Source organism: Arthrobacter ramosus (assembly GCF_039535095.1).
GTDB classification, from domain to species: domain Bacteria; phylum Actinomycetota; class Actinomycetes; order Actinomycetales; family Micrococcaceae; genus Arthrobacter; species Arthrobacter ramosus.
Genome location: NZ_BAAAWN010000001.1, coordinates 2,597,024 through 2,622,610, shown reverse-complemented (window position 1 = coordinate 2,622,610; position 25,587 = coordinate 2,597,024). Strand labels below are relative to the sequence as shown.

The window sequence follows — 25,587 nt, the reverse complement described above, 5'->3', positions numbered from 1 at the left end:
CCGATTGCCTTCAATCGGTGATTCGTAGCCGTGAACCAAGGAAATACCAATGAAAAGTAAAGGAAATACCTATGCGGGAAATGGCGTTCACGCGCTAAGATTGTTTGTGCCTATTTCCTTGCCGGGCGAACCGCTGGGCCGGACTGTCGAGCCCAGCGACATTAGTCCCCCTCCGTCCATACAGCCGGATCCGTCCGCCGGACCGAAGGTTTCTTCCGGTCCGGGCCTTTCTGTCCGGCCAGGCCCCACCACCGAGGATTATGAACGTCTCGTCCAGTCGCTGAGTTACTGCATCCTGATCCATGACGCCGTCACCAAGGACATCCTCTGGGCCAACCAGGCTGCCTGCGAAATGCTGGGCTTCACCTTGGAGGAATTGAAACCGCTCAAGGCGCCGGACATGAGTAGCGCGGATTCCCGATTCCGCCGCTCGGTGGGTGTGCAATGGCTTCAGGATGCGGCCGACCACGGAATCAGCAGAACCGAGTGGATGTACCGGTCCAAGACGGGGCGGGAATTCCTGACTGAAGCCATTGCGGTCCGGGTCGGACTGACAGCCGGCGAGGCCATCATGGTTCAGTTCCGGGACATCGAGAAGGAAGAATCCCTGAAATCGGACCTACAGAGGACAGAGGGGCGTTTGCAGGCATTCCTGCGGCGCATGGCTGAGGGTATCCTCGTGCTGGACTGGGATGGCCGAATCACTTTCGCCAGTGGAGCAGCAGCGGGTCAACTTGGGCACGCAGTGGACGAGCTGGTGGGGGAGAGCTTCGTTGACCTCTGCGCCGTCTCCTCGAGGCCTGCCCTGGAGAAAGCTCTGGCCAGGGACCCCGCTGACGGATCCTCCTCGAGTCTGCGCATCGAAGTTGCGCATCCCGACGGTGCCAACAAATGGTTCGGCGTCAGCTGCCAGTACCTAGCACTTGAAAAGGATCTCACCGGCGCTATGCTGCTGCTCCAGGACATTACGGAGCAGGTTGCTGCCGAAGAAGAGCATCGGCGGGACCTTGAGCACCTGAATTACCTGGGACGGTACAACGCGATGGGTGATATGGCCATGGCGATCGCCCACGAGCTCGGCCAACCACTTGCGGCAGCAACGAACTTCGTGGACGGAGTATCCCGCCGGGTAAGGGATCCCGAGAGTAGCATCAATGATCTTATTTATGGGCTGGATAATGCCCGGCTGCAAATCGACCGGGCAAACCAGATCGTGAAGAGCCTGCGCGATTTCGTCGTGCGGTTGGAGCATTCCGAACAAGTGGCGGACTTGAACGAGATCGTCAGGGATTGCCTGTACTTCGTTCGGTTGCGGGCCGATCAACACGAGACGGAATTGCAGCTGGTCATGAGCGAGAGCCCGATCTGGATCCGCTGCGAGAAAGTCCTTACGGGGCAGGTGATCCTGAACCTTTGCCACAATGCCATCGATGAGATGTCTGGCTGGCCGCAGCGAGAGCGGCACGTCGTCATCACGACGTACGCGACCGAGACGGCCGGCGTTTTCCGGGTGGCTGATCGCGGCAAAGGCCTGTCCCACATTCCGGACGGCCGCATCTTCGACGGAGCTTTCACCTCGAAGTCCACGGGAAGCGGCATTGGCCTAGCTCTCAGCCACCGCATTATCACGCGTCAGCACGGCAGAATCTACGCCGTGGAAAATGAGTCCAGGGGTGCCTCGTTCACGTTCGAATTGCCTTTGGCCAGAGACTTTGGCTCATGAGGTGACAACCAGTCGGCCGATTTTTGGGATTCAAAGCCATGGACCCTTGAGCGGTGGGGCGCTCAAGGGTCCATGACGTCGGGTTTACGTTTGCGATGCTCGTTAGGTCCTAATGCCTAGGGACCCGCTAGCTGGATGAGGGAGCTTTTGGCGGCGGAACTTTCCTCGACGGCGGCCAGGATGCGTTGGACGGACAGGCCGTCGTCGAACGACGGCGACGGCTCGGTGCCGTTTCCGATCGCGGTGAGGAAGTCGCGGATTTCGTGGGTGAAGGTGTGTTCCCAGCCGATGATGTGTCCCTGCGGCCACCAAGCGTTCATGTAGGGGTGTTCGGGTTCGGTGACGAGGACGCGGCTAAAGCCTCGTTCCCTGACGGGAAGGGTGGCATCGAGGAAGGCGAGTTCGTTGAGTTCTTCGAGGTCGAAAAGCAGGGCACCCTTGTCCCCATAGACTTCGAGCTTGAGGGAGTTCTTCTGCCCGGTGGCCATGCGTGAAGCTTCCACAGAAGCGATGGCTCCGGAGCCGTGGGTCAGAGTGACCCATGCGGCGTCGTCCACTGTCACATCTTCGGGACCGTTCGTTCCCGGGCGGCTGGTCACGAAGGTGTGCAGTCGCCCGGAAACTTCGGTGACGGAGCCGCCGAGCAGGAACAATACTTGATCGATAGCGTGGGAGGCTATGTCGCCCAAGGCGCCGGAGCCTGCGGTGTCCTTGGTAAGGCGCCAGGTCATGGGGGAACGTGCGTCGCTGAGCCAGTCCTGCTGGTAGGCAGCGCGAACGTGCCGGACGGTGCCGAGCCTGCCTTCGGCGATCAGTTCCTTCGCGAGGGCCAGGGCCGGGACGCGGCGGTAGTTGAAGCCGATCATGGAGTGCACGCCGCGTTCGCGGGCCGCGCGCGCGGCCGCGGCCATGGCTTCGGCCTCGGCCAGGGTGTTTGCCAGGGGTTTTTCGACCAGGACGTGCTTGCCGGCTTCAAGGGCGGCGATGGCGATTTCGGCGTGCATCCAGCCGGGCGTGCAGATGTCCACGATGTCGATGTCGTCCCGGGCGATCACTTCGCGCCAGTCCGTAGCGGCCTCAGCCCACCCGTACTTGGCAGCGGCTTCGGTGACCTGCCGGGCATCCCTGCCAACGAGCACTTTCTGTTCGATGGCCGGGACATCGAAGAAGCTGGCCGCGTTGCGCCACGCATTCGAGTGTGCCTTGCCCATGAAGGCGTATCCGATCGCGGCTACTCCCAGCGCGGAGGATGACTGACGGGTGGAACCTTGTGCCGGGGCCCTCATGAGGCACGGTTATCTATTGGACCGGCCACGCGCAGCTGGGCGCTGAACTTTTGGCGGGCAGCCCGGCGGCTTGCCTGCCGGGCAGGATCGGGAACAGGCGCGGCCAGCAGCAGCCTCTGCGTGTAGGGCTCCTGCGGCTGAGTGGTGACCTTGGCTGCGTCTCCGGTTTCGATGATTTCTCCTTTGTACATGACCGCAACACGATGGCTGATGTAGCGCACCACCGAGAGGTCGTGGGTCACAAAGAGGTACGAAACCCCCGTGCGCTCCTGGATTTCGATAAATAGGTCAAGGACACGTGACTGGTTCGACAGGTCGAGTGCGCTGACAGGCTCGTCGCAGACGATCAGGCGCGGATCCCGGCACAGTGCCCTGGCGATGGCGATACGCTGACGTTGTCCGCCGGAGAATTCCCGGGGCAGCCGGTTTGATGCGTCCCGTGGAAGATGGACCTGTTCAAGCAGGTCTTTCACCCGCTGTTCGGCCTCAGCCCGCCTGGTGCCTGCGGTGAGCAAAGGCTCCGTAAGGATGTCAAGCACGGTCAGGGCCGGATTAAGTGACGTGTAAGGGTCTTGGAACACGACCTGGATTTCATCGCTGAGGGTCCGCCGCTGCTTGCGGTTCATGGCCGAGATGACTTGGCCGTCGTAGCGGATGAGTCCAGTGGTAACCGGTGCAAGTCCGAGGACTGCCCGTCCGAGGGTGGTCTTTCCCGAGCCTGATTCGCCCACCAATCCAACTGTTTCGCCCGCCCGTATGTCCAGTGAGACCCCCTTGAGGGCCAGGAAATCGGGGCTGCGCCATCTTTTGGAAGGGTATTGGACCGTTACGTTCTCAATGCTCAGCAACGGACCGTCCGATCCATTGTGTGATTCTGCGGGGGCTTCAACAGAGGCGATCATGTGGCTTCCCATCAGGCGGTTTGTGCCCTTTTAGGCAACTTCGGCGTGCTTTTCAAAGGGGACCTCGGCTTGGCGTCCTCCAAAGTGGATGACAGCAACATCCGGGTGTATTCATGGTGCGGGGTCGAGAACAGCTCCTTGACGGAGGCAGTTTCAACGATTTTTCCGGTATGCATGACGGCCACGCGATCACAGATGTCGGCAACCACGCCGAAATCGTGGGTCACGAGGATGACGCCCATGTTGCGTTCCGCCTGCAGGGACCGGATCAGGTCGAGTATTTCGGCTTGGACCGTGACGTCCAAAGCGGTAGTCGGCTCGTCCGCGATCAACAGATGAGGATCACAGGAAATCGCGCCGGCGATGAGTACCCGCTGTGCCATGCCTCCTGATATTTGATGCGGATACGAGGAGTACACCCGGGCGGGGTCGTTGATGCCCACGCGTTCAAGGAGACCGAGCAGGAGTGCCTTTGCCTCCTTGGCTGAGACCTTCATGTGCTGGCGTACCGGCTCTGCCAATTGGGAACCAATGGTGAACGATGGGTCCAGGTTGGACATAGGCTCCTGTGGCACGTAAGCGATGCGCTTTCCACGAAGTCGATTCATGGCGCTACGCCCCAGTCCTTTCATCTCCGCGCCATCAAACAGCAGCCGGCCAGCCGAAACCCTCGCCTCCGGAGGCAACAGGCCGAGAAGGGAAAAGGCTGTCTGGCTCTTGCCCGAACCGGATTCTCCCACCAGTCCCAGGACCTGACCGCGGCGGACGGTCAGGGATACCCCGTCCACCACGGTTCGCCGACCGCCGTCGACCGGGTAATCCACCTTCAGATGGTCCACTGCGAGCAAGACATCGTCCGCCACTTCGGCGAAATCCCCAGCAGCCGATCCTTCGCTCGACGGTGCGCCATCACGGACGCGATCTGAGTGCCGTGTGGGCCGCCTCCTGGAGCCAGAGAGGCTGTCGCGCAGGGAGTTGGCCAGCAGGGCGAGCGAGGCCGTGGTCATGCAGATGATCAGTGCAGGCCATAGGAGCAACAGCGGCGCGGAGTAGATGTTGGCGAACGCGTCGTTCAACATTGCGCCCCAGCTGGCTTCGGTGGGCGAACCCAGACCCAGGAAGGCGATGCCGGCCTGGATACCGATTGAAACGCCGAAGATCTGGGCAGCCTGAATGATGGAAGGGGCTTGGACAACAGGAAGGATGTGCCGGCGCATGATCCGCGCATCAGACAGACCCGAGACCTTCGCCGCGTCAACGAACAGTTCCTCGCGTACTGACACTACGGATGCCCGAACCAAGCGGTAGACGGACGGCGAAACGATCAGTCCCAGGACCGCCATGGCGACGTAAGTACTCTGGGAAACCGCGGCCATGACCACAAGGAGGATGATGATGGCCGGGACCGCCATGATGAAGTTGCTGGCCCAGGCCAGGATGGCGTCGGCGCGACCGCGATAGTAGCCGCCAAAGAGACCGGCGGGTACACCCACGGCAAACGCGACCAAAACGGCCACGCAAGCTGCAGCCAGACTGGTCTGGCCTCCGTACAGCAATCGGGCCACAACATCGCGCCCCACGCCATCGGCACCAAGGGGGTGTTGCTGGCTCATTGGCGCAAGGGTCTCGGCAAGCGAAGACTTAATCGGATCTTGGTCCGTGAGGAAAGGAGCCAGAACGCTCGCGGCAGTCAGCAGCAACAGGACGAAGATGCAGCAGATCGCGACGGGGTCCTGGAGCAGCCTGACGACGATGTGACGTCGCTTAGCCGTCTCCCCGCTCGCAGCTGTGGCGGTCACTGTGCCGTCAATAGGAGGGATGGTCATTCTGCACGCACCTTGGGGTTGAGCCAGCCGTAGGCAAGGTCAGCAATGAGATTTACGACGACAACGATCAGGACCATCACGATCACGACGCCCAGCACCACCGGCGCGTCTCCCTGGACCGCCGCCGAAGTCGCGATGCTGCCGATGCCCCGAAGCCCGAAGACTTTTTCGACGATGACAGCTCCTCCGACCAGGCCGATGAATTGAAGGGAGAGCACGGTAACAGCCGGAGGTGCCGCATTGCGGAGGACGTGCTTGAATACAACCCGCCGGTCGCTCAAGCCGCGGCTGCGGAGTGTGCGCACGTAGTCCAGTTTGAGCACGTCAAGCATGGAGCCGCGAAGTTGCAGGGTGGTTGCTGCGGTGGCTCCGAATGCCAGTGCAACCGACGGCAACGTAATGGATCGCAACCATTCAACCGCAGAGCGCTGGAATGGCACGAAACCTGTCGCTGGCAGCCAACCGAGGTTGACCGCGACCACCATGGCCAGAACGAGCGCCACGAGGAACCCGGGGATCGAATCGGCCAGTACCGCCGAAGCCTGGACGGTCTTATCAAACCAGCCAGCACGGACAGCTGCCAGCGAGCCCAGGATGACACTGACCAAGGCTGACAGGACCAAGGCACCGAAAATGATCGACAGGGTTACCGGAAGGCCATTCAACAATGTGGTCGAAACAGGAACGTTGTTGAACCACGACTTGCCCAGGTCGCCGCTGAGGGTTGTACCGAGCCAATCGAAATAGCGGGACCCCAGCGGTCGGTCGAGCCCGAGTTCCGCGGCCTTGGCCAGGGCCTGTTCCGGCGTCGCTGTTTCCCCCACAATGTTGCGAGCCACGTCAGATCCTGTGTAATTCAGCAAGATGTAGGTCGCGCTGGCGACGAGGATCACGAGTAGGATCCCTGCCAACAGGCGCCGAATCAGAAACACGGCCATCCCGTCCTCCTTCTAGTTTCTGGTGGTCTTGAGCCGGGGCTACTGGCTAGCTGGCTTGAAGTTGAACAAGGGCGGGGTCTGGTAGAACGGATGCATTGTGACCTGGACGTTCTTCGAGGAAGCGTAGACGTCCTTCACAACATCCCAAGGTGCATCCCAGGCCTGCTGGACCAAGTACGTGTTCAGCTCCTTATACAGGGCGACCTGCGCAGATCCGGTGGAGGTACTGATCCGGGACAACAAGTCAGTTACATGCTTGTCTTCGTAGTGGAATGGGTTCCATGTGGCCTGCTTGGAAACGATGAGCTGGATGGCGATCCAGGGATCGGCGCCTCCTGTCTTGAAGTAGGACATGGCGTACTTGCCGGCAAGAATTGAGGGCATGAATTGATCGAATGGAATTTTGTCCAGTTTGACCCTCACACCGACGTTCCCCAACTGCTCAACCATGGCAGCCTGCATCTCTGGGAAGAGCGATGAAATGTCGGGCATGACAACGTCGAAACCGTTAGCGTAGCCGGCCTCGGCGAGTAGCGCCTTGGCTTTCGCAGGGTCATATTTGTAAGTCTGATCCAATTCGGGCACAAAAGCTTCGCTGTCAGACGTGAAATGTTGGGTCGTCGGCGTCCCCAGGCCCTTCTTGGCGATTTTTACAATGGATGCGCTGTCGAACGCGTAGTTGAGAGCTTGACGCACTCGGACATCGGCAAGAGCCGGTACGATCGCGCCCTTCTTGTCCCAGATGTAGAGTCCTTCAACGACCCCGGGAGTAACCGTGTCAACCTTGAGGCCGCCGGCCTTGACAGCGTCGACACGGTCCGGGGAAATGCCGGCGCCGTCGAGTTGACCAGACAGAAGCGCATTGGTCCGCGCAGTCGGGTCGGACATCGTCTTGATGTCTACCTTTTCAAACGGGTAGGAATTCTTCTCCCAATAGTTCGGATTCGCGACGAATCCGTACTCGGTGCCGGCCGTAGTGGTTGCCGCGTCGAGGGTGTAGGGTCCCGAACCCACGGGGACCTGGGGACTCGTGAGTGACTTCGGGCTGGCGATCATACCGGGAACATTCGCCAGGCTCCTCAGAAGCGATGGAGTCGGGGTGGACAACTTAACCACGACAGTTGACGGATTTGTAACTTGAACGTCAGAAATTGCTTTGATCAGGGCTGCAGCTTCACCTTTTCCGGCTTTCGTGTGCAGCAGGTTGGCCTTGACCGCGTCTGCGTCAAGCGGCGCTCCGTCGCTGAACTTCACGTCGGTCCGCAGCTTGAGCGTCAGAGTTGTCAGGGATGCGTCGTAGTCCCACGAAGTGGCGAGGTTCGCGGTGGGAGCACCCTTGGAGTCCATGTGAAGCAGCGCATCGAAGACCGGTTCGTAGTACTGTTCGGCATTCCCCATGCTTGCTTCGGCGAGGTCCCAGGACTTCAGGGACTGGGATACAGCGAGATTCAGGGTGCCACCGGCTTTGGCGCCACCTGATGCAGCGCCCCCGCTACCCCCGCAGGCCGACATCGCCAGCGCCAGCGACACGGCGCCGGCAAGTATGAGCTTTCGTTTCATGGTCTTACTCCTTGAAGGAACTGGAATTTCAACTGCAAGCTAGTGCTTGCTTTGGCGTTTGTAAGATTCAGGATTGTCGCCCCCGCGTGGTTCGGGGCTTGCTTGGTGAACACGGGAAGCCGCTTCTGCGCTCGGCACGCCTGCGACCTTTCCGTAGACCTTGCTGTGGTCCCCGTCACTGCTTTGTTTAAGCATCATTTAGCATTCAGCTGTTCGCAAGATGCCGAAATTAGTTTTCTAATCGACGTAATTGATGCAAAGGTCGGCGTTGCCTACCGTCGGGTCCGACGGCGAGAGACGCCTCGGATTCGCGCGTCAATCCGGCCATGATCATGCTGTACTGGGCACAAATCGATCCGGCCCAAGCCAAGACGGAGCGGATCCTTATTCGAGGGGTCAAAACGTGTGTGCTCCTAAGGTGACTGAGTTCGAGGTGCTCGCCTAAGCGCGCGTGACGTAACCCGCCAGCCAAGGGGCGGGGGACAGGATCGGCCGGCCGCTCAAAAAGATGAGCAGCCGGCCGAGGACTTCCCGCAGATTCAGCGCGAAGCATTCTCCAGTCCGAAGTGGCTCGTAAACCAGCGACCGCACAGATCAACACTGTCTTCAGGGGCTTCCGTGGTTCCGCGGTCCACTTCGACGACCACCCAGCCTGTGAAGTCATCACCAGCGGAGGCCAAGATTCCAGGGATATCGGCGTCGCCGGCTCCGGGCTCGGTCCAGATTCCAGCACGGACCGTGGATCGGTAATCAATATCTTCGGTGCGGCTCCTGAGTGCTACATCCAATCGGTAGTCCTTGATGTGGATCCCGGCTACTCGAGTGCGGTATTCGGCGATGATCAGGGCTGGATCGATGCCAGTCCAAGCAAAGTGTCCGGCGTCGGGACCGAATTTCAGGATTTTCTCGTCCACCGTGTCCAGGACGAAGCGGGCGTCGTCTGCGGTTTCCACCCAGGTTCCGATGTGTGGGTGCAAGGCGGCGACTGCGCCTTCGGCGGTGATGATTTCAGCGGCCTCGGAGAGGTAGTCCCGGACCCGCTCCAGCCGCGCGGGGTTGTGGTCGTGACCGACGGCGGGATGTGCCACGCGCGGTGCGTCACGTTGCATACCCATTGCCAGGAAGAGCAGCCCATTGCCAAGCTCGATATTGTTGGCGGCAAGAACCCTGGCGCGTTCGAGGTATTGCGCCCTGTCGGCAGATTGCTCTTCCCAGGGCAATCCGACGTATCCCGGGCCCGGGCGAATACCAGCGACTTCAAGGGCGTGAGCATATTCGGCCACGCTGGAGCCGGACGGAACCTCGGACTGGATCGCGGTGAATCCCGCGGCAGCAATCCTGGCTAGACGATCGGGGAGCGCAGGGGCAAGCCCGGGGTTGATCCATCCGTCGTCCGTGGCGACCCACTGGAGCGGATTGATGGCGAACTGGCTGGGGGAAATAGGCAAATGAAAACTCTTTTCAAGGATGTGAGGCCGAAGCCCCGGTTCAGGAATTGAACAACGGTGCCGGACGCTCGGTCCGGCTCTCAAGGAGGATGGTTTGTTTGGCGGCTGCTGCCTCGTCGATCGCTAGCATGGCGTCCAGAACGTGGAAAGCGAAGCTTGAGCTGGCCCGGTGCGGTCCGCCGGCCAATGCGCCAGCAAGGTCATTCACGCCAAGTCCACGGCGGTGCTGCTCTGGCGTGCCGACGGTTCCGAACAGGGGTGTCACAGGCTCAAGCACCTGCCACTCGCCGTGCTCGCGCCGCTTGAGCCGCACATCGCCGTCGAAGGTATTCGGGTCATTCAGGCTCAGTGTTCCTTCGGTTCCGTATATCTCGATTCTGGGCAGAGTGGTGTCCCAGATATCGAAGCTCATAAGAACCGTCCCGATGGCGCCGGAGGCGAAAGAGAAGACAGCGGATGCGTGTGTATTGACGGTGACCGGGATTTCGTCCACGGTCCGGTCGGGGGCTGTGACAATTCTCGTTTCGGACCCGATGCGTGCGTCGGCGCTTACTCGGCGGATCGGACCGAGGCAGTTCACGAGGGCTGCGATGTAGTACGGGCCCATGTCCATGACCGGTCCGCCTCCCTGCTGGAAGAGGAAGCCGGGGCTGGGGTGCCAGGTTTCTGCTCGTGAAGAGCGGACGAATGCGCTTGCTCCGATCGGCGTGCCGATGTAGCCGGAGTCTATGGCGTGCCGGGCGGTTTGTCCTGCGCTGCCCAGGAACGTGTCCGGTGCGGAACCGAGAATGCCGGGATTCTCGCGTTCAGCCTTCAGCATGAGCAGCCCATCCTCCCGGGTCGTTGCCAGAGGCTTCTCTACGTAGACGCTCTTCCCGGCTTCCAGCGCCTGGATGACAGTCCGGGCGTGCAGATTCGGTGGTGTCAGGTTGATGACGATGTCGATGCTGTCGTCCGCAAGGAGCGCATCAGCGCTGCCGGAACGCGGCACGGCGAATTCTGAGGCAAGTGTGGCGGCCCGCGCGTGGTCGATGTCTGCGATGTAGTTGACCTTCAGTTCGGGGTACTTTTGCAGGCCTTGCATGTAGCGCGCGGAGATATTGCCGGCGCCAACGATGCCGATGTTATGAGTCATTGATGTTCCTTTGGATGGGTTGGAAAGCCACTATCCGCAGGCTATCTGCGGACATCTTTGTGCCACAAGATGCCGATTTAAGTCCGATCTTCAGACTAAATGTGATGATATGGGTCATAATGAGTGCATGAGCGAGTTATCAACCGACCGATCGCCAGCCAATACGATCCTGCGTTTGGTTGCTGAAGGTAAAGTGACGAGCCGGGCCCAGGCGGCGCGTGTGACCGGGATGGCGCGCTCGACGATTGGCCTACACGTGGATCAAATGCTCCGCGATGAGGTCCTCGCCGAGTTGGAGGAGTCCCAAGGGGCACGGGGGCGCCCGGCGAGAGAATTGACGGTCGGCAGGGGCGCCGGATATGTCGTGGATGTGATTTTTGATCGTACGAACACTTGCGTTGCCATATCCGATGCCAGCGCCGCTGTAGTGGACTCACGCACTATCGATATCCTGTTGAATCCGGACCCGAAGGCCGTGATTGGGAAAGTTCTCGATGCTGCGGCCGATCTCCTCTCCGGCCATGGTCTCGTACTCTCCGACGTCCGTCAGGTCATAGCGAGTGTCCCGGCACCCGTGGACTTCCACGAGGGAGTCACGGCACACCGATCCATCATGGCTGGCTGGGAAGGGATTCAGATCGCGAAAATCCTGAGTGAGCACTTCGGTGCTCCGGCACTCATGGATAACGATGCAAACCTTATGGCGTTGGGGGCAGCGACAACAGTGCATCGCGACGAGCTGCCATTGCTGCACTTGCAGCTTTCGACCGGGATCGGTGCCGGGCTTATTACGGCGGACGCAAAAATCCACCGCGGTGCCGACGGTTCCGCGGGCGACATTGGCCATTTGCGCATAGATAGCCGAGCTCAGGCGCGCTGTCAGTGTGGCAAGGTGGGTTGCATCGGCGCCTACGCGAGTCTTCATGCCGTCATGTCCCAGCTTGGTATCGAAACAGACAGTGTTACAGATCCGCGGGCCGGGCGAGAGGCTCTGACTCAGCTGGTTCGAAAGGCGGATCCGGCCGCATTGGCGGCGTTGCGAGATGCGGCAGGTCACTTGGGGCAGCTGACGGCGATTTTGGTTGACATGTTCAACCCGAGGACGATTGTCCTGGGTGGCGGAATGATTGAGCTCAGCGATGATGTGCTCTCAACAATCAGGGGCGTTGTCTATCAGGAGGCGTTGTCCATCGCCACTCGCCGCTTGGTGATTAGCCCGTCGCGTCTTGGAAATAAGGCGGCCTTGGTCGGTGCTGCGAGGCTTGGCGCGGATGAGCTGCTCGACATGTCGCCCCAGGTCGGGCAGGCCAGGTATTTGGCTGAGTAGGTACGCCGCTCTTCCGGGACGCATACTTTCTGTTTCCGCGGCGGGGCGAAGCCTGGCAACCAAGGATCGCTTGAAAACCCGCGATGGTGCCGAGTCAGGCCAAACGCACAGGCAACCCGGTCTGCGCAGACTCGTAGGCTCCGAGTATGACGCTGAGCGATTGACGGTTTTCAGCGAGTCCAACCCGAAGCTCCTCATCACCACGGATTGATGCGAGGAAATTGCTGTACTGATAGCGGTGAGCGTCAGAGAGTTGTCCCGGGTTGGCGCCGGCGGTGGGTATTGAACCGTTGGAGACCTCATGGCGGTCAATTTGGTTGGCGGAGTCTGAGACACCAAGTGGCTTCTCCGGCCGAGGATGTCCAACCGGAGTGGTGTGGATGAATGTCAGCTGGTCATTGTCGATGATGGCAGAGCCTCTTTCGCCGTGCACCTGAAGGCGGGCACTCAGACCCGGATAAGCCGCCGTCGTTCCGTGTAGGACTCCTAGAGCGCCGCTGTCGAATTTCACGACACCGACAGCGACGTCTTCGACTTCAATGCGGTCGTGCGCGAGGCAAGCAGTGTAGGCAAAGACTTCCACTGGCTTGCCCATTGCAGCTACTAGAAGATCGACAGTGTGGACGCCCTGGTTCATGAGGGCCCCGCCGCCGTCCAGGGCCCAAGTGCCACGCCAGTCACCCGAGTCGTAATAGTTCTGTCCGCGCCACCAGTTGATCGCTGCCACCCCCGACGTCAGGCGTCCAAGTCCGCCCTCACTGATCGCCTGCATCAGGATCTCCGCGGCCGGATCGAAGCGGTGCTGGGAGATGACGGTGACTTTCGAGCCAGACCTTCGCTGCGCTGCGATTATCTCGTCTGTAGCTGCCAGGCTGATCTCGGCCGGTTTTTCAATCACGACATGCTTGCCGGAGTTCAGGGCCTCGATTCCCACCGCTGCGTGAGCCCCTGTGGGTGTGCAGACGGCAACAGCATCAAAGTCACAGTTAGCGAGCGCTTCTGAGAGCGAAGTAAATGCGAGTGCATCATGGGCGAAAGCGATTTTTTCCGCTTTGGGCAGTTCCAGGTCGACGACGGCGACGAGTTCGATCTCGGGGGAGAGCTCCTTCATGACCTTCTGGTGATGGTTTCCTATGACGCCGGCCCCGACCAGGGCGAAGCGTATCTTTGTTGGGCTTTTCATGGGTAACTCCGCTGCAGGAAGGGATATTTGGCCAATAGTCAAGACGTGTGAGAATGCGCCTTAGCCGGAAGAGGGTCCGTAAATCTGCTGGCGAGCCACTCTCCGCACCTTCGGATGCTCTCGTCCGGAGCGACCGTTCCCCGGTCAACTTCAACTACGACCCAACCGTCGAAGCTCGGACCGGCGGCATCCAGGACCTCATCGATGTTTGCATCGCCATAGCCAGGTTCGGTCCAGAAGCCCGCAAGCACCGTGGAGCGGTAGTCGATGTCGTCAGTGCGACTGCGCATCGACAGGACATCAAAGTAGTCCTTGATGTGAATACCAGCCACCCTTGGGGCATACTCCGCAATTAATTCCGCCGGGTTGATTCCGGTCCATGAAAGGTGCCCCGCGTCGGGACCGAATTTCAGGATGTTCTCATCAACCGTGTCGAGAACAAATCGAGCTTCGTCCGCCGTCTCAACCCACGTCCCGACATGTGGGTGGAGAGCAGGAACGGCTCCTTCAGACACCATGATCTGCGCAGCCTCAGCAAGATAGTCCCTGACCGACTCAAGTCTGTCTGAACTCTGTCCGAATCCGACTCCTGGATGGAGTACCCTCGCCGCATTCTTGTCCATGCCCATGGCGAGGAAAACCAGCGGGGCCTCCAGGGCGGCATTTGTGGCGGCGATCGTGCGCGCCCGCTCCAAAAAGGGAGCTCTGGAGGATTTGTCCTCGAACCAGGGCATCGGAACGTAGCCGGGACCCGGACGGATCCCGTACTCGCCGAGCCGAGACCGATAGGTCTGCGCCGTCATTCCGAGCGGAACTTCAGACTTTATGGCAGTAAAGCCGGCAGATGCGACTACCGGGAGCCTGCGTTCCAAGGGCGGTTTCAGCGACTGGTCAACCCACCCGTCCGGGGTCGCGAGCCACTGGATTGGATTCAGCGCAAACTGGCTGGGTGCAATCGACATTTGAGCACTTTTCTCGTGGATTGAATGCAGGCCTGGCGGCCTAACTGGTGGAGGGCGATTGTTAGGGACAGTAACCCCGTGAATTAGATGCTATTCCCCAGATGTTTTGGGAAACAGATGACATTTTAAATTCGATCACCGAACTTAAATCCTCACATGTGGCAAGATTAATGTATGAAATCTACGTCTTTGGAGCTGGTTCCTCAGATCATCTTGCGGATGGTCGCCTCGGGTGTGGCCACGAGTCGAGCCAACATCTCACGCCAGACTGGCATGGCGCGCTCCACGATCGGACATCACGTGGATCAGATGATCGGAAGGGGCCTGTTGTCCGAGGAAACTGCCCGCGAAGGTCAGCGGGGGCGCCCTTCTCTTGGTCTTCGGTTGGGCCGAAGCGCCGGATTCACGATTGCCCTTGATTTTGAGCGCTCCTTCACCCACTTGGCACTGTCCGATGCAACCGCGGCATTGCTGGATACGGAGGAAGTTCGAGTTTCTCTGTCGTCGTCGCCGACCGACGTGCTAGACCTCGTACTCGCGTCAGCCAAGGAACTGCTTGAACGCAATGGCCTGTTGAATGAGGACGTGCACCAAGTTGTCGCCAGCATCCCGGCGCCGGTTGACTTTGTCAACGGAGTCACTGCCCATCGATACATCATGCCCGGATGGGAGGGCTTCGAGCTTCGCCGGTCCCTGAGCGCTTACTTCGACGCGCCTGCACTGGTTGACAACAACGCCAACATGATGGCGCTGGGTGCTTTCACTGAAGGTGGACCAGCACAACTGCCTCTGCTGCATCTCCATTTGTCGATGGGTATCGGAGCAGGCCTGATCACTGCTGATGGAAAGATCCATCGTGGCGCTGACGGTTCCGCGGGCGACATCGGTCACCTTAAGGCGGGCGGAAACCGAGACCTTGTCTGTATTTGCGGTAAAACAGGGTGTGTGGGAGCATCTGCCAGCCTGCGTGCGGTCATTACCCAGTTGCGCATTCATGACGAGGATAGCGACGAGATCAATGACGAACACCGCCTGCGCGGTTTGATAAAGTCCGGTGACCCCGCGGCTACTGCCGCCGTGCGTGATGCAGCGACCCGCCTGGGGGAGCTGACAGCAGAACTGGTCGACATTTTCAACCCCCGCACAATCATTCTGGGCGGAGAAATGGTCCGGCTGACTGACGAAGTCCTCGCGGGGATTAGAAGTGTTGTATACCGTGAGGCGCTTCCGATTGCTACAAGGAACCTCAGTATCTCGATGGAACCCATGGGGAAGCAGTTGGCGCTCCTTGGCGCGGCAAAGGTAGGTGCGCTTGCGCTGCTTTCATAAGGCGGAGCGTGACACGAGGTCAGCCAGATTTCCTACTTCTACGGTTCCCACGGCATCGTCGGTGCCCAGCTGTCAGGCGCCGTTCAGCGCTCCGGCCGTGATCCGTAGGGAGTGCACCTATTTCTAGCTGCACGAGGTATGGCAGTTCCATGAGTTTGAGGCCACGACCGTCCGCTTGTCGATCCGGCGGTTCGTTCGCGGCATAAGAACATGAAGGAGCTGCGGCCTGGATCGAGCGGTCGGTGTGAGTTGCGGATCTTGTTTGCCTTCGACCCGGAGCGGCATGCGATTTTGCTCATTGCAGGCGACAAGGCAGGTAACTGGAGCAAGTGGTACAAAACGAACATCCCGATTGCGGATGGGCTGTTCGACTGCCAAAGAAGCTGCTCGCATACGTCATCCGTAGCGCCCTGACCAGCTGGGTGGGCCCGAACAACACGATGTATCAGGCTGGTGCCATCCTGATCGGGCATTCCGGGAAACGGATAGCCAACGAGGACTCCGACAAACTCATGGCGCGCGCCGCAGCCGCTGATGAGAAGAACACGGCCTTCATGATCTTCGACGAACGGGTGGCCAGAAAGTTTTCAGCGTGGCCCCATCCCGTCTCGACCTTCCCCGGCGTGGCCTACGCCTACGTCAACGATTACAAGCGATTCCGCTCGGACGTCTACCACCGGGCTGAAACCATCGAGGAGCTCGCCGCGAGCATCGGCGTTGCCTCCTCCGTTCTGAACTCCACCGTCGATGAATGGAACGCCGATGTTGCAAACGGAAAGGACAGCAGGTTTGGCCGGCAGCACCTTGGCGCCGGCGTCAGCGAAGGACCGTTCTATGGTCTGGGCCCAATGAACGCCTTCATCACCCTTGCCGACGGCGGCCTCGCCGTCGACACGGAGCTGCGTGTGACACAGGCCGATGGCGAGGCAATACCGGGGCTGTGGGCCGCCGGTTCCACGGGTCAAGGAGGCCTCCAGCTCCTCAACCACGGCCTGGATATCGGATGGGCGATAGTCTCTGGCCGTCTCGCCGGACGAAGCGTAGCCCAGGCCCCGAACCGCCTCGACCTCGAAGCCATTGAGAACGCCGTAGTCTGACAAATCTTGTAAGGGCTACATAGAACACCGTGCTGCCGGAGCCCTTCCAAGGCTAGCATTGCCGCCACGGGCGCAGAGGGCGCACCTGTGTCCGGGAGTCCAGCAGGGGCGGCCGCGTGTGAGGCGGCTTCCCCGTTCAACGTCGCAACAGATAATTGGCGATTCAATCGGGGTTGGCTAGCAGGTCATCAAGGGAGAAAACGGCCAGGACTCCGGCATGATTTCCGCATGCAGCCGGCTGCCCAGGCCCTTCTATCGCACGGGGGCGGAACAGGCGAACCTGGTGATGTCATCCTCAGCACCTTGCGGCGCAGGATGCGCTCGACGTCGAGGGCGTCCTTGTCCCGTTCGGCGGCGATCTTCATGGCCCGGAGTGATTCCGAGTCCCAGCCTGAATGGCTGACGTCGATGTCGGCATGAGAGCGTCACCGAAGCACATCCGGCTCTGCGCAGGCACCTCGATCCCACGGCCCTCCGAGCACAGGTACACCACTGGCTGGCTGTTTCGGAGACCGCCAGGCAGGTCCCTTTCATTTAGCGGGAACACATCTGCCGTTTGTGAGCCGCAGCTCTGGATCCGCGAGGTCACGCAAACCCAAACGAGACCGTGCGCCGTTGGACGAGCATCTCAGATGATTGCAATTCCTTACCGTTTGAATATAATCATGATCATAGACTAATCACGGAGGTTGAGATCATGACAACGGCGTTGAATCCACCCGGCAGGGATCCCATCGTGGACTGTGACGTGCATCCGATGGCACGCACCACCGAAGACTTCTATCCGTATTTGACCGCGCATTGGCGTCGACACTTCGAGGAGCGTGGCGTACGTACCTACGCCCGGGCGCGCGACCGGTACAACCATCCGGCCGACACGCAGCGGCTGGACGCCTACCCCGCCGACGGGGGTCCCGCGGGGTCAGACCCGGAACTCGTCATTGAGCGGCATCTGGACCCGTATGGCATCACCACGGCGCTCCTGCTCCCGCAACAGCCGTACGGCACCACCGCGTGGGGTGACATTGATGCCGCGAACGCCTTTGTTAACGCCACCAATGACTACTTCGTTGAGACCTGGGTCGACCGTGACCCCCGCTTCGGCCTCGCCATCACTGTTTCACCTCACGATCCTGCCCAGGCCGCAGCGGAAATCCGCCGCCACGCTGGCACGCCTGGCGTAGTCGCCGTGCAGCTGCTCGTCATGGAGCGGATGCTAGGGGATTCCTGGTACAACCCGATTTATGAGGCGGCCGTCGAAGCCGGGCTGCCCATCGCCGTCCACCAGAGCGGGTCCGAGGGCTGCTACACGTTCTCCCAGGGACCGGCCGGCGGCGTGCCGCGTTCGTATGGTGAGCGTCACTCGGTGCTCACCCAGGTTGGCGCGGCCAACGTTGCTGACCTCATCGTCAACGGAACATTCGAGGCGTTTCCCAGCCTCAAGGTGGTCTTTGTGGAGTGGGGCTTCAGCTGGCTGCCTTCTTTGATGAACCGCCTCGACCTTTTTTGGGAGCGTGACCCGGGCGCCGCGCTGCGGATCAAGAAGAAGCCGAGCGAATACATTCGCGAACACATCACCTTCACCACCCAGCCTCTTGATGAGGTTGAGACGCAGGCTGAGCTGGATGCCCTCTTCTCGCCCGCCGGGGTCTCGGACGTGTTGCTTTTCAGCTCCGACTATCCCCACTACGACACCGACGACCCCTTCTTCGTATTGCACAACAAAATCCCCGAAGGGTTGCGTCGCGCCGTGTGCTACGAAAACGCACTCGGCGTGTTCGGCGACAAGATCTTCCGTACCCCGTTCACGCTCTGAGCCATGACATTGCAGGAAAGACAGTCAACCATGATCATCGACACCGACAGGCACGTCGCCGTCACCGACTATCGCGACGTGCTCGCGTACTTGGACAAGTCCTGGCAAAAGCACTTCGAGCGCAAAGAGTTCCTTGGCTCCGTGACCGAGGCGAGCAATCACATACGCGTGTCAAGCAGGTTCGGTGAGCAACCTGTCTCTGCCGCCGCACTGCCCGAGGCGGACAAGGTTCTCCTGATGCCGCACCAGGCGCTCACCGTGAACGGGTGGGCCGACGGAGTCGCCGCCACCGAATTCTTGTCCGGTTTCAACTCATTAGCCCGCGACAAATGGTCGTCAGGCAACAACGTACCGGTTATCGTGGTTCAGCCAGGGGATCCAGGGTGGTCTGCGGCAGAAATCCGGCGCCGCGCTGCCGAGCACGTATTTGGTGCCATCGCTCTTCCTCTCGGGGCCGGCCTGCTTGGAGCGAGTCACTACGACCAGATCTACGAGGCGGCTGCCGAGACCGGACTCGCCATCATCGTGCATTTCAGCGGTGTCGAGGGCCTGTACGCCGGCGCCCAGCCGCTTGGCGGCGGCGTCCATTACAGCGCACTCAGCCGTCAGGTGCTCATGTCGCAGCTCGCTGAATCCAACATCACCAGCCTTGCCTTCGAGGGCACCCTCGAGAAGTTCCCCGCGGTCCGGTTCCTCTTCTCAGGTTTCGGTTTCAGCTGGCTGCCATCGATGTTGTGGCGGATCGACCGCGAATGGCGCACGTTCCGATACGACGTTCCATGGGTGAAACATGCGCCCAGCAAATATGTACTCGAACAGGTGTGGCTGAACACCTGGCCCCTGAAAGAAGCAACCATGGACGGCGACTGGGCGCGCCACTTCACGACCGACGCACTCCGGAGCCGCATCGTGTTTGGCTCGCATAGTCCCTTCGACGGCGATGCTCCCGGGGACGTCATCAAGCAACTGGGCCCGGACGACGGCGCCCTCATTCTCTCCAACGGTGCCGCTTTGCTTCCCCGCGTTGAAGCGGTGACGTCATGAGCGAATCCCAGCCCGGCACACTCGCCGCCTTGCGTCGAACGGACCCGGTCACCGGTCCCTCGACAGAGGACTTCGAGTATGTGTGCGAGTACGACGACATGGTCCTGGATGAGTTTCGGAGCGTCGAGATCGGCGGCCGCGAGGTGTGCGTGGTGCGCACCCTCGCCGGGGTCTTCGCGATCGGTTCGAAGTGCCCGCACCAGGCCGCCAACATGTGTGATGGCGCCATCAAAGGCACGATGGAGCCGTCGGAGCGCAACGAGTATCACTTCGCACAAGAAGGCGAGATCGTCACCTGCCCATGGCATGGATACGAGTTCAGCCTGCGAACGGGTGCCAGCGTGGGCGGTGCGCTCAAAGGCAGGCTGGGCGCCTACCAGATTGAAGTCCGCGACGGCGCAGTGTATTGCAGTCCCCGCCGTATCCGCCCGGAAAGGCCCGCGCGCGCGGAGCGTCCAGCTCGAAGGGTCGGGGAGTAGTTCATGCGAGAGGGTCTGTGCACGCTACTTTTTGTCCCGGCCGACGACGCGCGCAAGGTGAACAAGGCGCTTGAGAGCGGCGCCGATGCTGTCATTCTTGACCTCGAAGACGCGATCGCCCCTCAAGCGAAAGACAACGCCCGCCGTCTTGTCCGCGAGATTCTGGACGCCCGCATCGAAGGCGGTCCGGCGATGATCGTCCGGATCAACGCGCCCGACAAGCGCTGGGGAGTCTCCGACCTGGAGGTGCTCAGCGGCGCAGCCCTGGACGCCATCATGGTCCCGAAAGCGACTCCCCGCATGCTGGGCCTCCTGCCTCTGACGTGCCCGCCCGTGATCGGGCTGGTGGAGACTGCCGAGGGTGTGGAGGAAGTGCCCGGTGTCGCCGCTGACCCTCGCGTCGTACGCCTCATGCTGGGTTCGGCCGATCTTGCGGCCGATGTCGGGAGCGAGTTGCGCACCGACGAACTCGACCTGCTCTACCCCCGGTCGCGGGTGGCGATGGCCTCGGCTGCCGCCGGGATCGAGGGACCAATCGACGTCGTGCATCTGGACATCACCGACGACGACGGCCTTGTTGCGGCCTCGGGGCGGTCACGCAGCCTGGGTTTCACCGCGAAAGCCTGCATCCACCCGCGGCAACTCGGCCCGGTCAAGGACGCCTTCACACCAGGTGAGGATGACATTGTGCACGCCCTGGCCGTTGTCGAGGCCTACGAGCAGGCCCAGATAAACGGCCACGGGGTCGCGACGGTGGGAACGAAACTTGTCGACCTACCAGTGCTGCGCAGGGCTCAACGCACCCTGACCATCTCGGGCATCTCCGCCCGTCCACTTACTAAGGAGAACCTATGAGCACCGACACCGTCATGGCACCCAAACAGTGGCGCGGCCGCTTCTTCGAAGACATGGAGGTGGGAGACGTCTACCGGAGCCGTCTGGGGCGCACCATCGAGCAAACAGACAACACGTGGTTCACCCTGCTCACCATGAACACCAACCAGGTGCATTTCAACAGTGAGTTCGCCGCGAAGACGGAGTTCAAGGCCCCGCTCGTCAACTCGTGCCTGACCCTGTCGATCGTGGTGGGGCTCTCCGTGTCAGACACGAGCGAGAACGCCATGGCGAACCTCGCCTGGGACAAGATCTCCATGCCCAACCCTGTCTTCGCCGGTGACACCCTGTGGGCCGAAAGCGAAGTGACCTCCAAACGCGAATCGAAGTCGCGCCCGAATCAGGGCATCATCGGGATCCGCACCCGGGGCATCAACCAGCACGGCCAGACCGTCGTCGAATACCAGCGCACGTTCATGATGTATCGCAAACATGCCCCCCAGGCGGTCGAACAGTTTCCCGAACCGACCTCGGAATGGAACGTCTAGCCACAACACCAAGGCCGGCGCACCGACGCGTCGGCCACAAGCAACAAGGAGCAGCATTCACCATGTCTCACATTGATAAGCGAGCGCTCAGCGGCCTGAAAGTCGTAGAGTTCGCCCACGTCATCGCCGGCCCCCTCGCCGGAACACTTCTCGCCGACCTGGGCGCGGACATCGTGCACGTCGAGGATCCGGGGCGCGGGGACCCGCAGCGCAACGCCGGACCAGCCAAAGACGGAGTGCATTTGTGGTGGAAGGTGGCGGCCCGCAACAAGCGCTCCGTCACCCTCAACCTGCGCACCGAGGAAGGCCGCGACCTCGCACGCAAACTTGCAGTATGGGCGGACGTCGTGATCTGCAACTTCCGCGTGGAAACCCTGGAGAAATGGGAGCTTGACTTCACCTCGCTTAACAAGATCAACCCCAAGTTGATCATGCTGCAGGTCACTGGCTTCGGAAACTCGTCTTCCAAGCGGAACTCGCCCGGCTTTGGCAAAGTGGGCGAGGCGATGAGCGGGGTAGTCAACATCACCGGATTCCCCGACGGACCACCAGTGCACACAGGCTTCTCCCACGGCGACTCGGTCACCGGGTTGATGGGCGCGTACGCGATTCTGGCGGCCGCCTACCGCAAAAACAATGACCCGGACTTCCAGGGTGAGTGGATCGATCTCGCGCTCTACGACGGACTTTTCCGCCTGGTCGAATGGCAGGTCATCTTCTACGACCAGCTGGGCGAGAACCCGACCCGGGCCGGCAACCAGCTCGCGGCCGCCCCCGCCGCCGTCATCAACACCTACATGACAAAGGACGGTCGCTGGATTACGGTCACCTCGGGCACGCCCCGATCGGTGCAGAACGTGGCCACCTTGGTGGGCGAACCCCTGGAGGACTACGCCACACCGGCCATGCAGGTACAGCACCGTGAGCGGCTCGATGAGCTGGTGCGCCAGTGGATCAAGGCGCACACCCTCGATGAGTGCGTTGCCGAGATGGACCGTCTCGAAGTCGTCGCCTCCCCGATCTACACGGTCGAGGACATCCTCAAAGACGAAACGTACCGGGAACGCGAGAACGTGATTGAGATCGAGGATCCCGACCTCGGTCCCGTGCGCATGCAGAATGTTTTCCCACGCCTCACCAACCACACGGGCAAGGTGTGGCGGACCGCCCCCTCGCTGGGTGAGCACAACGACAGTTTCTACGCCGAGGACCTCGGCATCAGCCCGGACGGCATCGCAGAACTACGCGCTGCCGGCACCATCTAACAAAGCGACAACTTTCTGCGCCGCCGGTGTTTGCCTCGCAGCGGCGCAGATGCTTGCCCTTCGTATTGAAGTGTTGAACTCAAAGGAGAGCCCGAATGTACACCACAGGCCAGACACCGAACAGCGATAGCCTCGAGATTCCCGAATTGCCGGGGGACCGACGACTAGAGGGACGGACAGCGATCGTCACTGGAGCGGGCTCGGCCGGAACCATGGGCGGCACCGGGTCGGACATCGCTCTGTTGTTGGCATCGCAGGGGGCGAACGTCGTTGTATTGGACGTCTCGGAAGACCGTGCACGACACACGCTCGAAGCCGTCGAGCGAATCGGTGGGCGCGCCTACGTCCATACTGCAGACATCACCGTCAAGGCGAACTGCGAAGCCGTGGCGGCCCGTGCCCTCGACGAGTTCGGCGGAATCGACATCCTGGTCAACAATGCAGCCATTGCGCCCGGTGAGCAGGAGAACCTCGAGTCGATGTGGGATGCCATCATCGCCCTCAACCTGAAGGCCCCCAAGCTCATGTCGGACGCCGTGCTTCCGCACATGAAGGCGGCCGGCGGCGGCTCCATCATCCACATTTCGTCAATCGCCGGCTTTCGAGCCGGGGGCGGCATCGGCTACTCGGCGGCGAAGGGCGGTCTGATTGCCATGGCCAAGGCGCAGGCATTCGAGTACGGCCAAAGCGCGATCCGGGTCAACACTGTCGCACCGGGCCATGTCGCGATTCCCATGGGCCTGGGGTTCAAAGGCTGGGATGGAGGCGGCACGGACCGCATGCGCTCCCGTCGCGCGAAGGCGACCATGCTCGGCACGGAGGGCACAGGCTGGGACGTCGCTTTCGCGGTTCTCTATCTGGCCAGCGACGAGTCGCGCTATGTGACGGGGCACACGATCCCGGTCGACGGCGGCACGACTGCGACGATGCCGATCATGTTGGCCGCGCAAATCGAGTCCGCGTAGGTCACGAACAGTGCGAGGAAATCGTTGATGAGTGCCGCCGAGCAAAAGTCGGCCGTGTCAATGTGCCCGGTGAGCGCCATCGGCCTCGTTCCTGACACGGACTGAGCTTGGCCAGACGGTCATCGAGGGACGATATCGACCGTCCCCTGATGCCTCGGAGCAATACATTCAGGGGCTAAATCGATGCCGGACATGGAAGGCCCCGGAAGGTTCAGACCTTCCGGGGCCTTTTTGACGCCCATGAGGGGGTCTGCTTTGCACTATTGCAGGGCCACGCTCGTCATATGTTGGGTGACTATTCGCCCTTGCTATCCTTGGCCGGTTTGAACGCCGTCTCAGCCGCGCAACGCGTTTGTGATAGCTGCGGCGTCTGGGACTGAAGAGATGGAGCGGATGTCGCACAGTATGCGTTCGGCCAACTCTGCGTTGAGAACCCTACCGGCTCGTTCCAGGAAGAGTTCATCAATGCGCACGGAGCTTGGCTGGAGGATTTCGGGGCGCCGGCCCGCGATTCGCAGCTCCCGCCCGTCGTCGAGCCGGGCAACGATATCGACAGCGTCCGCTTCGTATTGACGCAGGCTCACCAAGGCTGCGAGGTCGGCCGCCTGGGCATCCGCGCCCGCCTCGTTGAAGTAGCGGGGATCGGTAACCGGTCGGCCAAGCAGCGCCGCGGCGAGCGTGAAACGTGCGGACATCTGACGTTGCAGCATGGTTTCGAAGGGTCCTTCTGCGCCTACCCCAGCGCTACCGGTGCCGTTGGCCGGGGTGTTAGGGCGGGAAAGCACCAACTCGCGGATCGTCGCACCGCTTAGCGCCGGGGCCAATTCGCCGGCCAGTTCAAGGGTTTCCTGATTCTGCAAGCAGACGGCAAACTTCTTGCTGCCCAGACGCGTGATGGCCGGCTCCTCGGAGCGGAGGCCCAGACCCGCGACGGTTGGCTGCTCACCCGCATACACTGCAAAGAAGCCGTATGGACCCTCCAGCGCGTTCGGACTTGCCGCGGCGCCGGCCATCGCGAGCTTAGCGGCAAGCAAGCCGTTTCTCGCACCAAGACCGGCATGGGCAAGGGGCTCAATGGTGCCGCTAACAAAGCCCTGATTGCTGCCGGCCGCGGAGTTGCTGGCGATGCTCAAAGCCGTGGCAAGCTGATTGGCGTCTGCGCCGAAAATGTACGCCGCGGCCGTCGCTGCACCGAATGGACCCATGATCCCGCTGGGACGGTACTTACGGGCGCTCAAGCCGCCCGGAACGATCTCCCCGAGGATACTGACGGCCTCGTAGCCTGCGATCACGCCGCGAGCGAAGCGCTCACCGCTTACGCCAGCCGCATCAACGGCCGCCAAGGCAGCCGGAATGATGTAGGTGCCTGGGTGGCTTCCCTCTACGTAACCGCCGGGACCGCAATCTTCCTGCAAGCACGAGTGTGCGGCAATGGCGTTGACGAAGGCCGCTGCCGCGGGGGAGAGCCGGTTGCGCCGACCCAATACCGTGGAGGCGCCCGATTCGGAGGAGACGGCTCGTAAACCCGCAGCAAAGGCCTCGAACTCGGTCCCGGTCAGCGCCACCCCGATACCGTGCAAAAGCCGGTCACTGACGGCGGTGGCCAGGGAGGTGTCGAGGGGGCTGTCCGCGACGTCGAGGACCGCCTCTGCGACTTGGCCCGACAGACCGGTACGGGTGAGAGAGTGGGGCATGGTCATATTCGGCTCCTATGCATTTGCCAGCCGGCATCGATGTCGAGAATATGTAATCAAAACCGTCTAATGATGACTATGAATATAATCAAGGGTAGCAGTTTGGGTGGCTGATGCCTATATTGGGATTGATGGACCGGGCTTTCGGCGCAAGTCGGCGAGGCCCAGGTGCCAGCGTGTCTGGCCAGGGCTGTGCCGAAGACCAAATCGGCCCGTCGGGATCTCC

At 61.1% G+C, this 25,587-nt stretch carries 23 protein-coding genes; 13 read left to right on the top strand and 10 right to left on the bottom strand.

The annotated features are described in order from the left end of the window. Positions 1–49 precede the first annotated feature (49 nt). Positions 50–1,723 (top strand): PAS domain S-box protein, encoded by a 1,674-nt coding sequence (locus ABD742_RS12150; protein WP_234754857.1) that lies wholly within the window; start codon positions 50–52, stop codon positions 1,721–1,723. A gap of 116 nt (positions 1,724–1,839) precedes the next feature. Here ABD742_RS12150 and ABD742_RS12145 read toward each other — a convergent pair whose 3' ends face one another. The 7 genes from ABD742_RS12145 to ABD742_RS12115 all read right to left on the bottom strand — a co-directional run bounded on the left by ABD742_RS12145 (position 1,840) and on the right by ABD742_RS12115 (position 10,818). After that, a complete protein-coding gene (locus ABD742_RS12145; protein ID WP_234754856.1) occupies positions 1,840–3,009 on the bottom strand; it encodes a Gfo/Idh/MocA family protein in 1,170 nt (389 codons plus the stop codon). Continuing rightward, entirely contained in the window at positions 3,006–3,911 is a 906-nt protein-coding gene (locus ABD742_RS12140; protein WP_234754855.1) for an ABC transporter ATP-binding protein, read from the bottom strand. The genes ABD742_RS12145 and ABD742_RS12140 overlap by 4 nt, the downstream gene beginning before the upstream one ends. Before the next feature lie 11 nt (positions 3,912–3,922). Next, complete coding sequence (locus tag ABD742_RS12135; protein WP_234754854.1) at positions 3,923–5,737, bottom strand: dipeptide/oligopeptide/nickel ABC transporter permease/ATP-binding protein; 1,815 nt, start codon at positions 5,735–5,737, stop codon at positions 3,923–3,925. Continuing rightward, positions 5,734–6,675 carry an ABC transporter permease gene (locus ABD742_RS12130; RefSeq protein ID WP_234754853.1) on the bottom strand — a complete coding sequence of 314 codons (942 nt, stop codon included), beginning with the start codon at positions 6,673–6,675 and terminating at the stop codon, positions 5,734–5,736. The genes ABD742_RS12135 and ABD742_RS12130 overlap by 4 nt, the downstream gene beginning before the upstream one ends. A gap of 39 nt (positions 6,676–6,714) precedes the next feature. After that, positions 6,715–8,235: an ABC transporter substrate-binding protein gene (locus ABD742_RS12125; protein ID WP_234754852.1), complete on the bottom strand. Its 1,521-nt coding sequence runs from the start codon at positions 8,233–8,235 to the stop codon at positions 6,715–6,717. Positions 8,236–8,774: 539 nt separating this feature from the next. After that, positions 8,775–9,683 (bottom strand): sugar phosphate isomerase/epimerase family protein, encoded by a 909-nt coding sequence (locus ABD742_RS12120; protein ID WP_234754851.1) that lies wholly within the window; start codon positions 9,681–9,683, stop codon positions 8,775–8,777. Positions 9,684–9,723: 40 nt separating this feature from the next. Beyond that, on the bottom strand, positions 9,724–10,818 hold the full coding sequence (locus tag ABD742_RS12115; protein WP_234754850.1) for a Gfo/Idh/MocA family protein: 1,095 nt from the start codon (positions 10,816–10,818) through the stop codon (positions 9,724–9,726). A 127-nt stretch (positions 10,819–10,945) separates the two neighbouring features. On the opposite strand from ABD742_RS12115, the gene ABD742_RS12110 reads away from it, so the two are divergent. Then, on the top strand, positions 10,946–12,145 hold the full coding sequence (locus ABD742_RS12110) for an ROK family protein (RefSeq protein ID WP_344788058.1): 1,200 nt from the start codon (positions 10,946–10,948) through the stop codon (positions 12,143–12,145). Positions 12,146–12,239: 94 nt separating this feature from the next. Here ABD742_RS12110 and ABD742_RS12105 read toward each other — a convergent pair whose 3' ends face one another. Then, positions 12,240–13,328, bottom strand: coding sequence for a Gfo/Idh/MocA family protein (locus tag ABD742_RS12105; RefSeq protein WP_234754848.1), 1,089 nt, complete (start codon positions 13,326–13,328; stop codon positions 12,240–12,242). A 38-nt stretch (positions 13,329–13,366) separates the two neighbouring features. Next, a complete protein-coding gene (locus ABD742_RS12100; RefSeq protein ID WP_234754847.1) occupies positions 13,367–14,200 on the bottom strand; it encodes a sugar phosphate isomerase/epimerase family protein in 834 nt (277 codons plus the stop codon). A 264-nt stretch (positions 14,201–14,464) separates the two neighbouring features. Between ABD742_RS12100 and ABD742_RS12095 the strand changes: the two genes are divergently transcribed. From ABD742_RS12095 to ABD742_RS12045, 11 genes are all read left to right on the top strand, one after another. Continuing rightward, positions 14,465–15,619 (top strand): ROK family protein, encoded by a 1,155-nt coding sequence (locus ABD742_RS12095; RefSeq protein WP_234754846.1) that lies wholly within the window; start codon positions 14,465–14,467, stop codon positions 15,617–15,619. Positions 15,620–15,829: 210 nt separating this feature from the next. Then, complete coding sequence (locus ABD742_RS12090) at positions 15,830–16,033, top strand: type II toxin-antitoxin system RelE/ParE family toxin (RefSeq protein ID WP_234754845.1); 204 nt, start codon at positions 15,830–15,832, stop codon at positions 16,031–16,033. After that, positions 15,949–16,716, top strand: coding sequence for an FAD-binding protein (locus ABD742_RS12085; protein WP_234754844.1), 768 nt, complete (start codon positions 15,949–15,951; stop codon positions 16,714–16,716). Before ABD742_RS12090 ends, ABD742_RS12085 begins: the two co-directional genes overlap by 85 nt. Before the next feature lie 228 nt (positions 16,717–16,944). Continuing rightward, positions 16,945–17,136, top strand: a complete 192-nt coding sequence (locus ABD742_RS12080) for a hypothetical protein (RefSeq protein WP_234754843.1) — start codon at positions 16,945–16,947, stop codon at positions 17,134–17,136. Between the two features lie 277 nt (positions 17,137–17,413). Further along, on the top strand, positions 17,414–18,532 hold the full coding sequence (locus ABD742_RS12075; RefSeq protein WP_234754842.1) for an amidohydrolase family protein: 1,119 nt from the start codon (positions 17,414–17,416) through the stop codon (positions 18,530–18,532). A gap of 30 nt (positions 18,533–18,562) precedes the next feature. After that, complete coding sequence (locus ABD742_RS12070) at positions 18,563–19,576, top strand: amidohydrolase family protein (RefSeq protein ID WP_234754841.1); 1,014 nt, start codon at positions 18,563–18,565, stop codon at positions 19,574–19,576. Next, positions 19,573–20,055 (top strand): Rieske (2Fe-2S) protein, encoded by a 483-nt coding sequence (locus ABD742_RS12065; RefSeq protein WP_234754840.1) that lies wholly within the window; start codon positions 19,573–19,575, stop codon positions 20,053–20,055. Before ABD742_RS12070 ends, ABD742_RS12065 begins: the two co-directional genes overlap by 4 nt. A 3-nt stretch (positions 20,056–20,058) precedes the next feature. Next, positions 20,059–20,910, top strand: a complete 852-nt coding sequence (locus ABD742_RS12060; RefSeq protein WP_234754839.1) for an HpcH/HpaI aldolase/citrate lyase family protein — start codon at positions 20,059–20,061, stop codon at positions 20,908–20,910. Continuing rightward, positions 20,907–21,437 carry a MaoC family dehydratase gene (locus ABD742_RS12055; protein ID WP_234754838.1) on the top strand — a complete coding sequence of 177 codons (531 nt, stop codon included), beginning with the start codon at positions 20,907–20,909 and terminating at the stop codon, positions 21,435–21,437. The genes ABD742_RS12060 and ABD742_RS12055 overlap by 4 nt, the downstream gene beginning before the upstream one ends. A gap of 62 nt (positions 21,438–21,499) precedes the next feature. Next, entirely contained in the window at positions 21,500–22,702 is a 1,203-nt protein-coding gene (locus ABD742_RS12050) for a CaiB/BaiF CoA transferase family protein (RefSeq protein ID WP_234754837.1), read from the top strand. Between the two features lie 95 nt (positions 22,703–22,797). After that, entirely contained in the window at positions 22,798–23,667 is an 870-nt protein-coding gene (locus tag ABD742_RS12045; protein WP_234754836.1) for an SDR family NAD(P)-dependent oxidoreductase, read from the top strand. A 335-nt stretch (positions 23,668–24,002) separates the two neighbouring features. On the opposite strand, the gene ABD742_RS12040 is transcribed toward ABD742_RS12045, so the two are convergent. Beyond that, the gene (locus ABD742_RS12040) at positions 24,003–25,367 is read right to left on the bottom strand and encodes an MmgE/PrpD family protein (protein ID WP_234754835.1); all 1,365 of its coding nucleotides are present in this window, start codon (positions 25,365–25,367) and stop codon (positions 24,003–24,005) included. Between the last annotated feature and the right edge of the window lie 220 nt (positions 25,368–25,587).

Bases quoted from the DNA above. Each gene is read 5' to 3' on its own strand.
- ABD742_RS12070 (WP_234754841.1), top strand. From the start codon at position 18,563: ATGATCATCGACACCGACAGGCACGTCGCCGTCACCGACTATCGCGAC.
- ABD742_RS12110 (WP_344788058.1), top strand. From the start codon at position 10,946: ATGAGCGAGTTATCAACCGACCGATCGCCAGCCAATACGATCCTGCGT.
- ABD742_RS12095 (WP_234754846.1), top strand. From the start codon at position 14,465: ATGAAATCTACGTCTTTGGAGCTGGTTCCTCAGATCATCTTGCGGATG.
- ABD742_RS12060 (WP_234754839.1), top strand. From the start codon at position 20,059: ATGCGAGAGGGTCTGTGCACGCTACTTTTTGTCCCGGCCGACGACGCG.
- ABD742_RS12115 (WP_234754850.1), bottom strand. From the start codon at position 10,818: ATGACTCATAACATCGGCATCGTTGGCGCCGGCAATATCTCCGCGCGC.
- ABD742_RS12080 (WP_234754843.1), top strand. From the start codon at position 16,945: ATGCAGCCGGCTGCCCAGGCCCTTCTATCGCACGGGGGCGGAACAGGC.
- ABD742_RS12135 (WP_234754854.1), bottom strand. From the start codon at position 5,737: ATGACCATCCCTCCTATTGACGGCACAGTGACCGCCACAGCTGCGAGC.
- ABD742_RS12045 (WP_234754836.1), top strand. From the start codon at position 22,798: ATGTACACCACAGGCCAGACACCGAACAGCGATAGCCTCGAGATTCCC.
- ABD742_RS12090 (WP_234754845.1), top strand. From the start codon at position 15,830: ATGAAGGAGCTGCGGCCTGGATCGAGCGGTCGGTGTGAGTTGCGGATC.
- ABD742_RS12055 (WP_234754838.1), top strand. From the start codon at position 20,907: ATGAGCACCGACACCGTCATGGCACCCAAACAGTGGCGCGGCCGCTTC.
- ABD742_RS12150 (WP_234754857.1), top strand. From the start codon at position 50: ATGAAAAGTAAAGGAAATACCTATGCGGGAAATGGCGTTCACGCGCTA.
- ABD742_RS12140 (WP_234754855.1), bottom strand. From the start codon at position 3,911: ATGATCGCCTCTGTTGAAGCCCCCGCAGAATCACACAATGGATCGGAC.
- ABD742_RS12040 (WP_234754835.1), bottom strand. From the start codon at position 25,367: ATGACCATGCCCCACTCTCTCACCCGTACCGGTCTGTCGGGCCAAGTC.
- ABD742_RS12105 (WP_234754848.1), bottom strand. From the start codon at position 13,328: ATGAAAAGCCCAACAAAGATACGCTTCGCCCTGGTCGGGGCCGGCGTC.
- ABD742_RS12050 (WP_234754837.1), top strand. From the start codon at position 21,500: ATGTCTCACATTGATAAGCGAGCGCTCAGCGGCCTGAAAGTCGTAGAG.
- ABD742_RS12145 (WP_234754856.1), bottom strand. From the start codon at position 3,009: ATGAGGGCCCCGGCACAAGGTTCCACCCGTCAGTCATCCTCCGCGCTG.
- ABD742_RS12125 (WP_234754852.1), bottom strand. From the start codon at position 8,235: ATGAAACGAAAGCTCATACTTGCCGGCGCCGTGTCGCTGGCGCTGGCG.
- ABD742_RS12065 (WP_234754840.1), top strand. From the start codon at position 19,573: ATGAGCGAATCCCAGCCCGGCACACTCGCCGCCTTGCGTCGAACGGAC.
- ABD742_RS12075 (WP_234754842.1), top strand. From the start codon at position 17,414: ATGACAACGGCGTTGAATCCACCCGGCAGGGATCCCATCGTGGACTGT.
- ABD742_RS12130 (WP_234754853.1), bottom strand. From the start codon at position 6,675: ATGGCCGTGTTTCTGATTCGGCGCCTGTTGGCAGGGATCCTACTCGTG.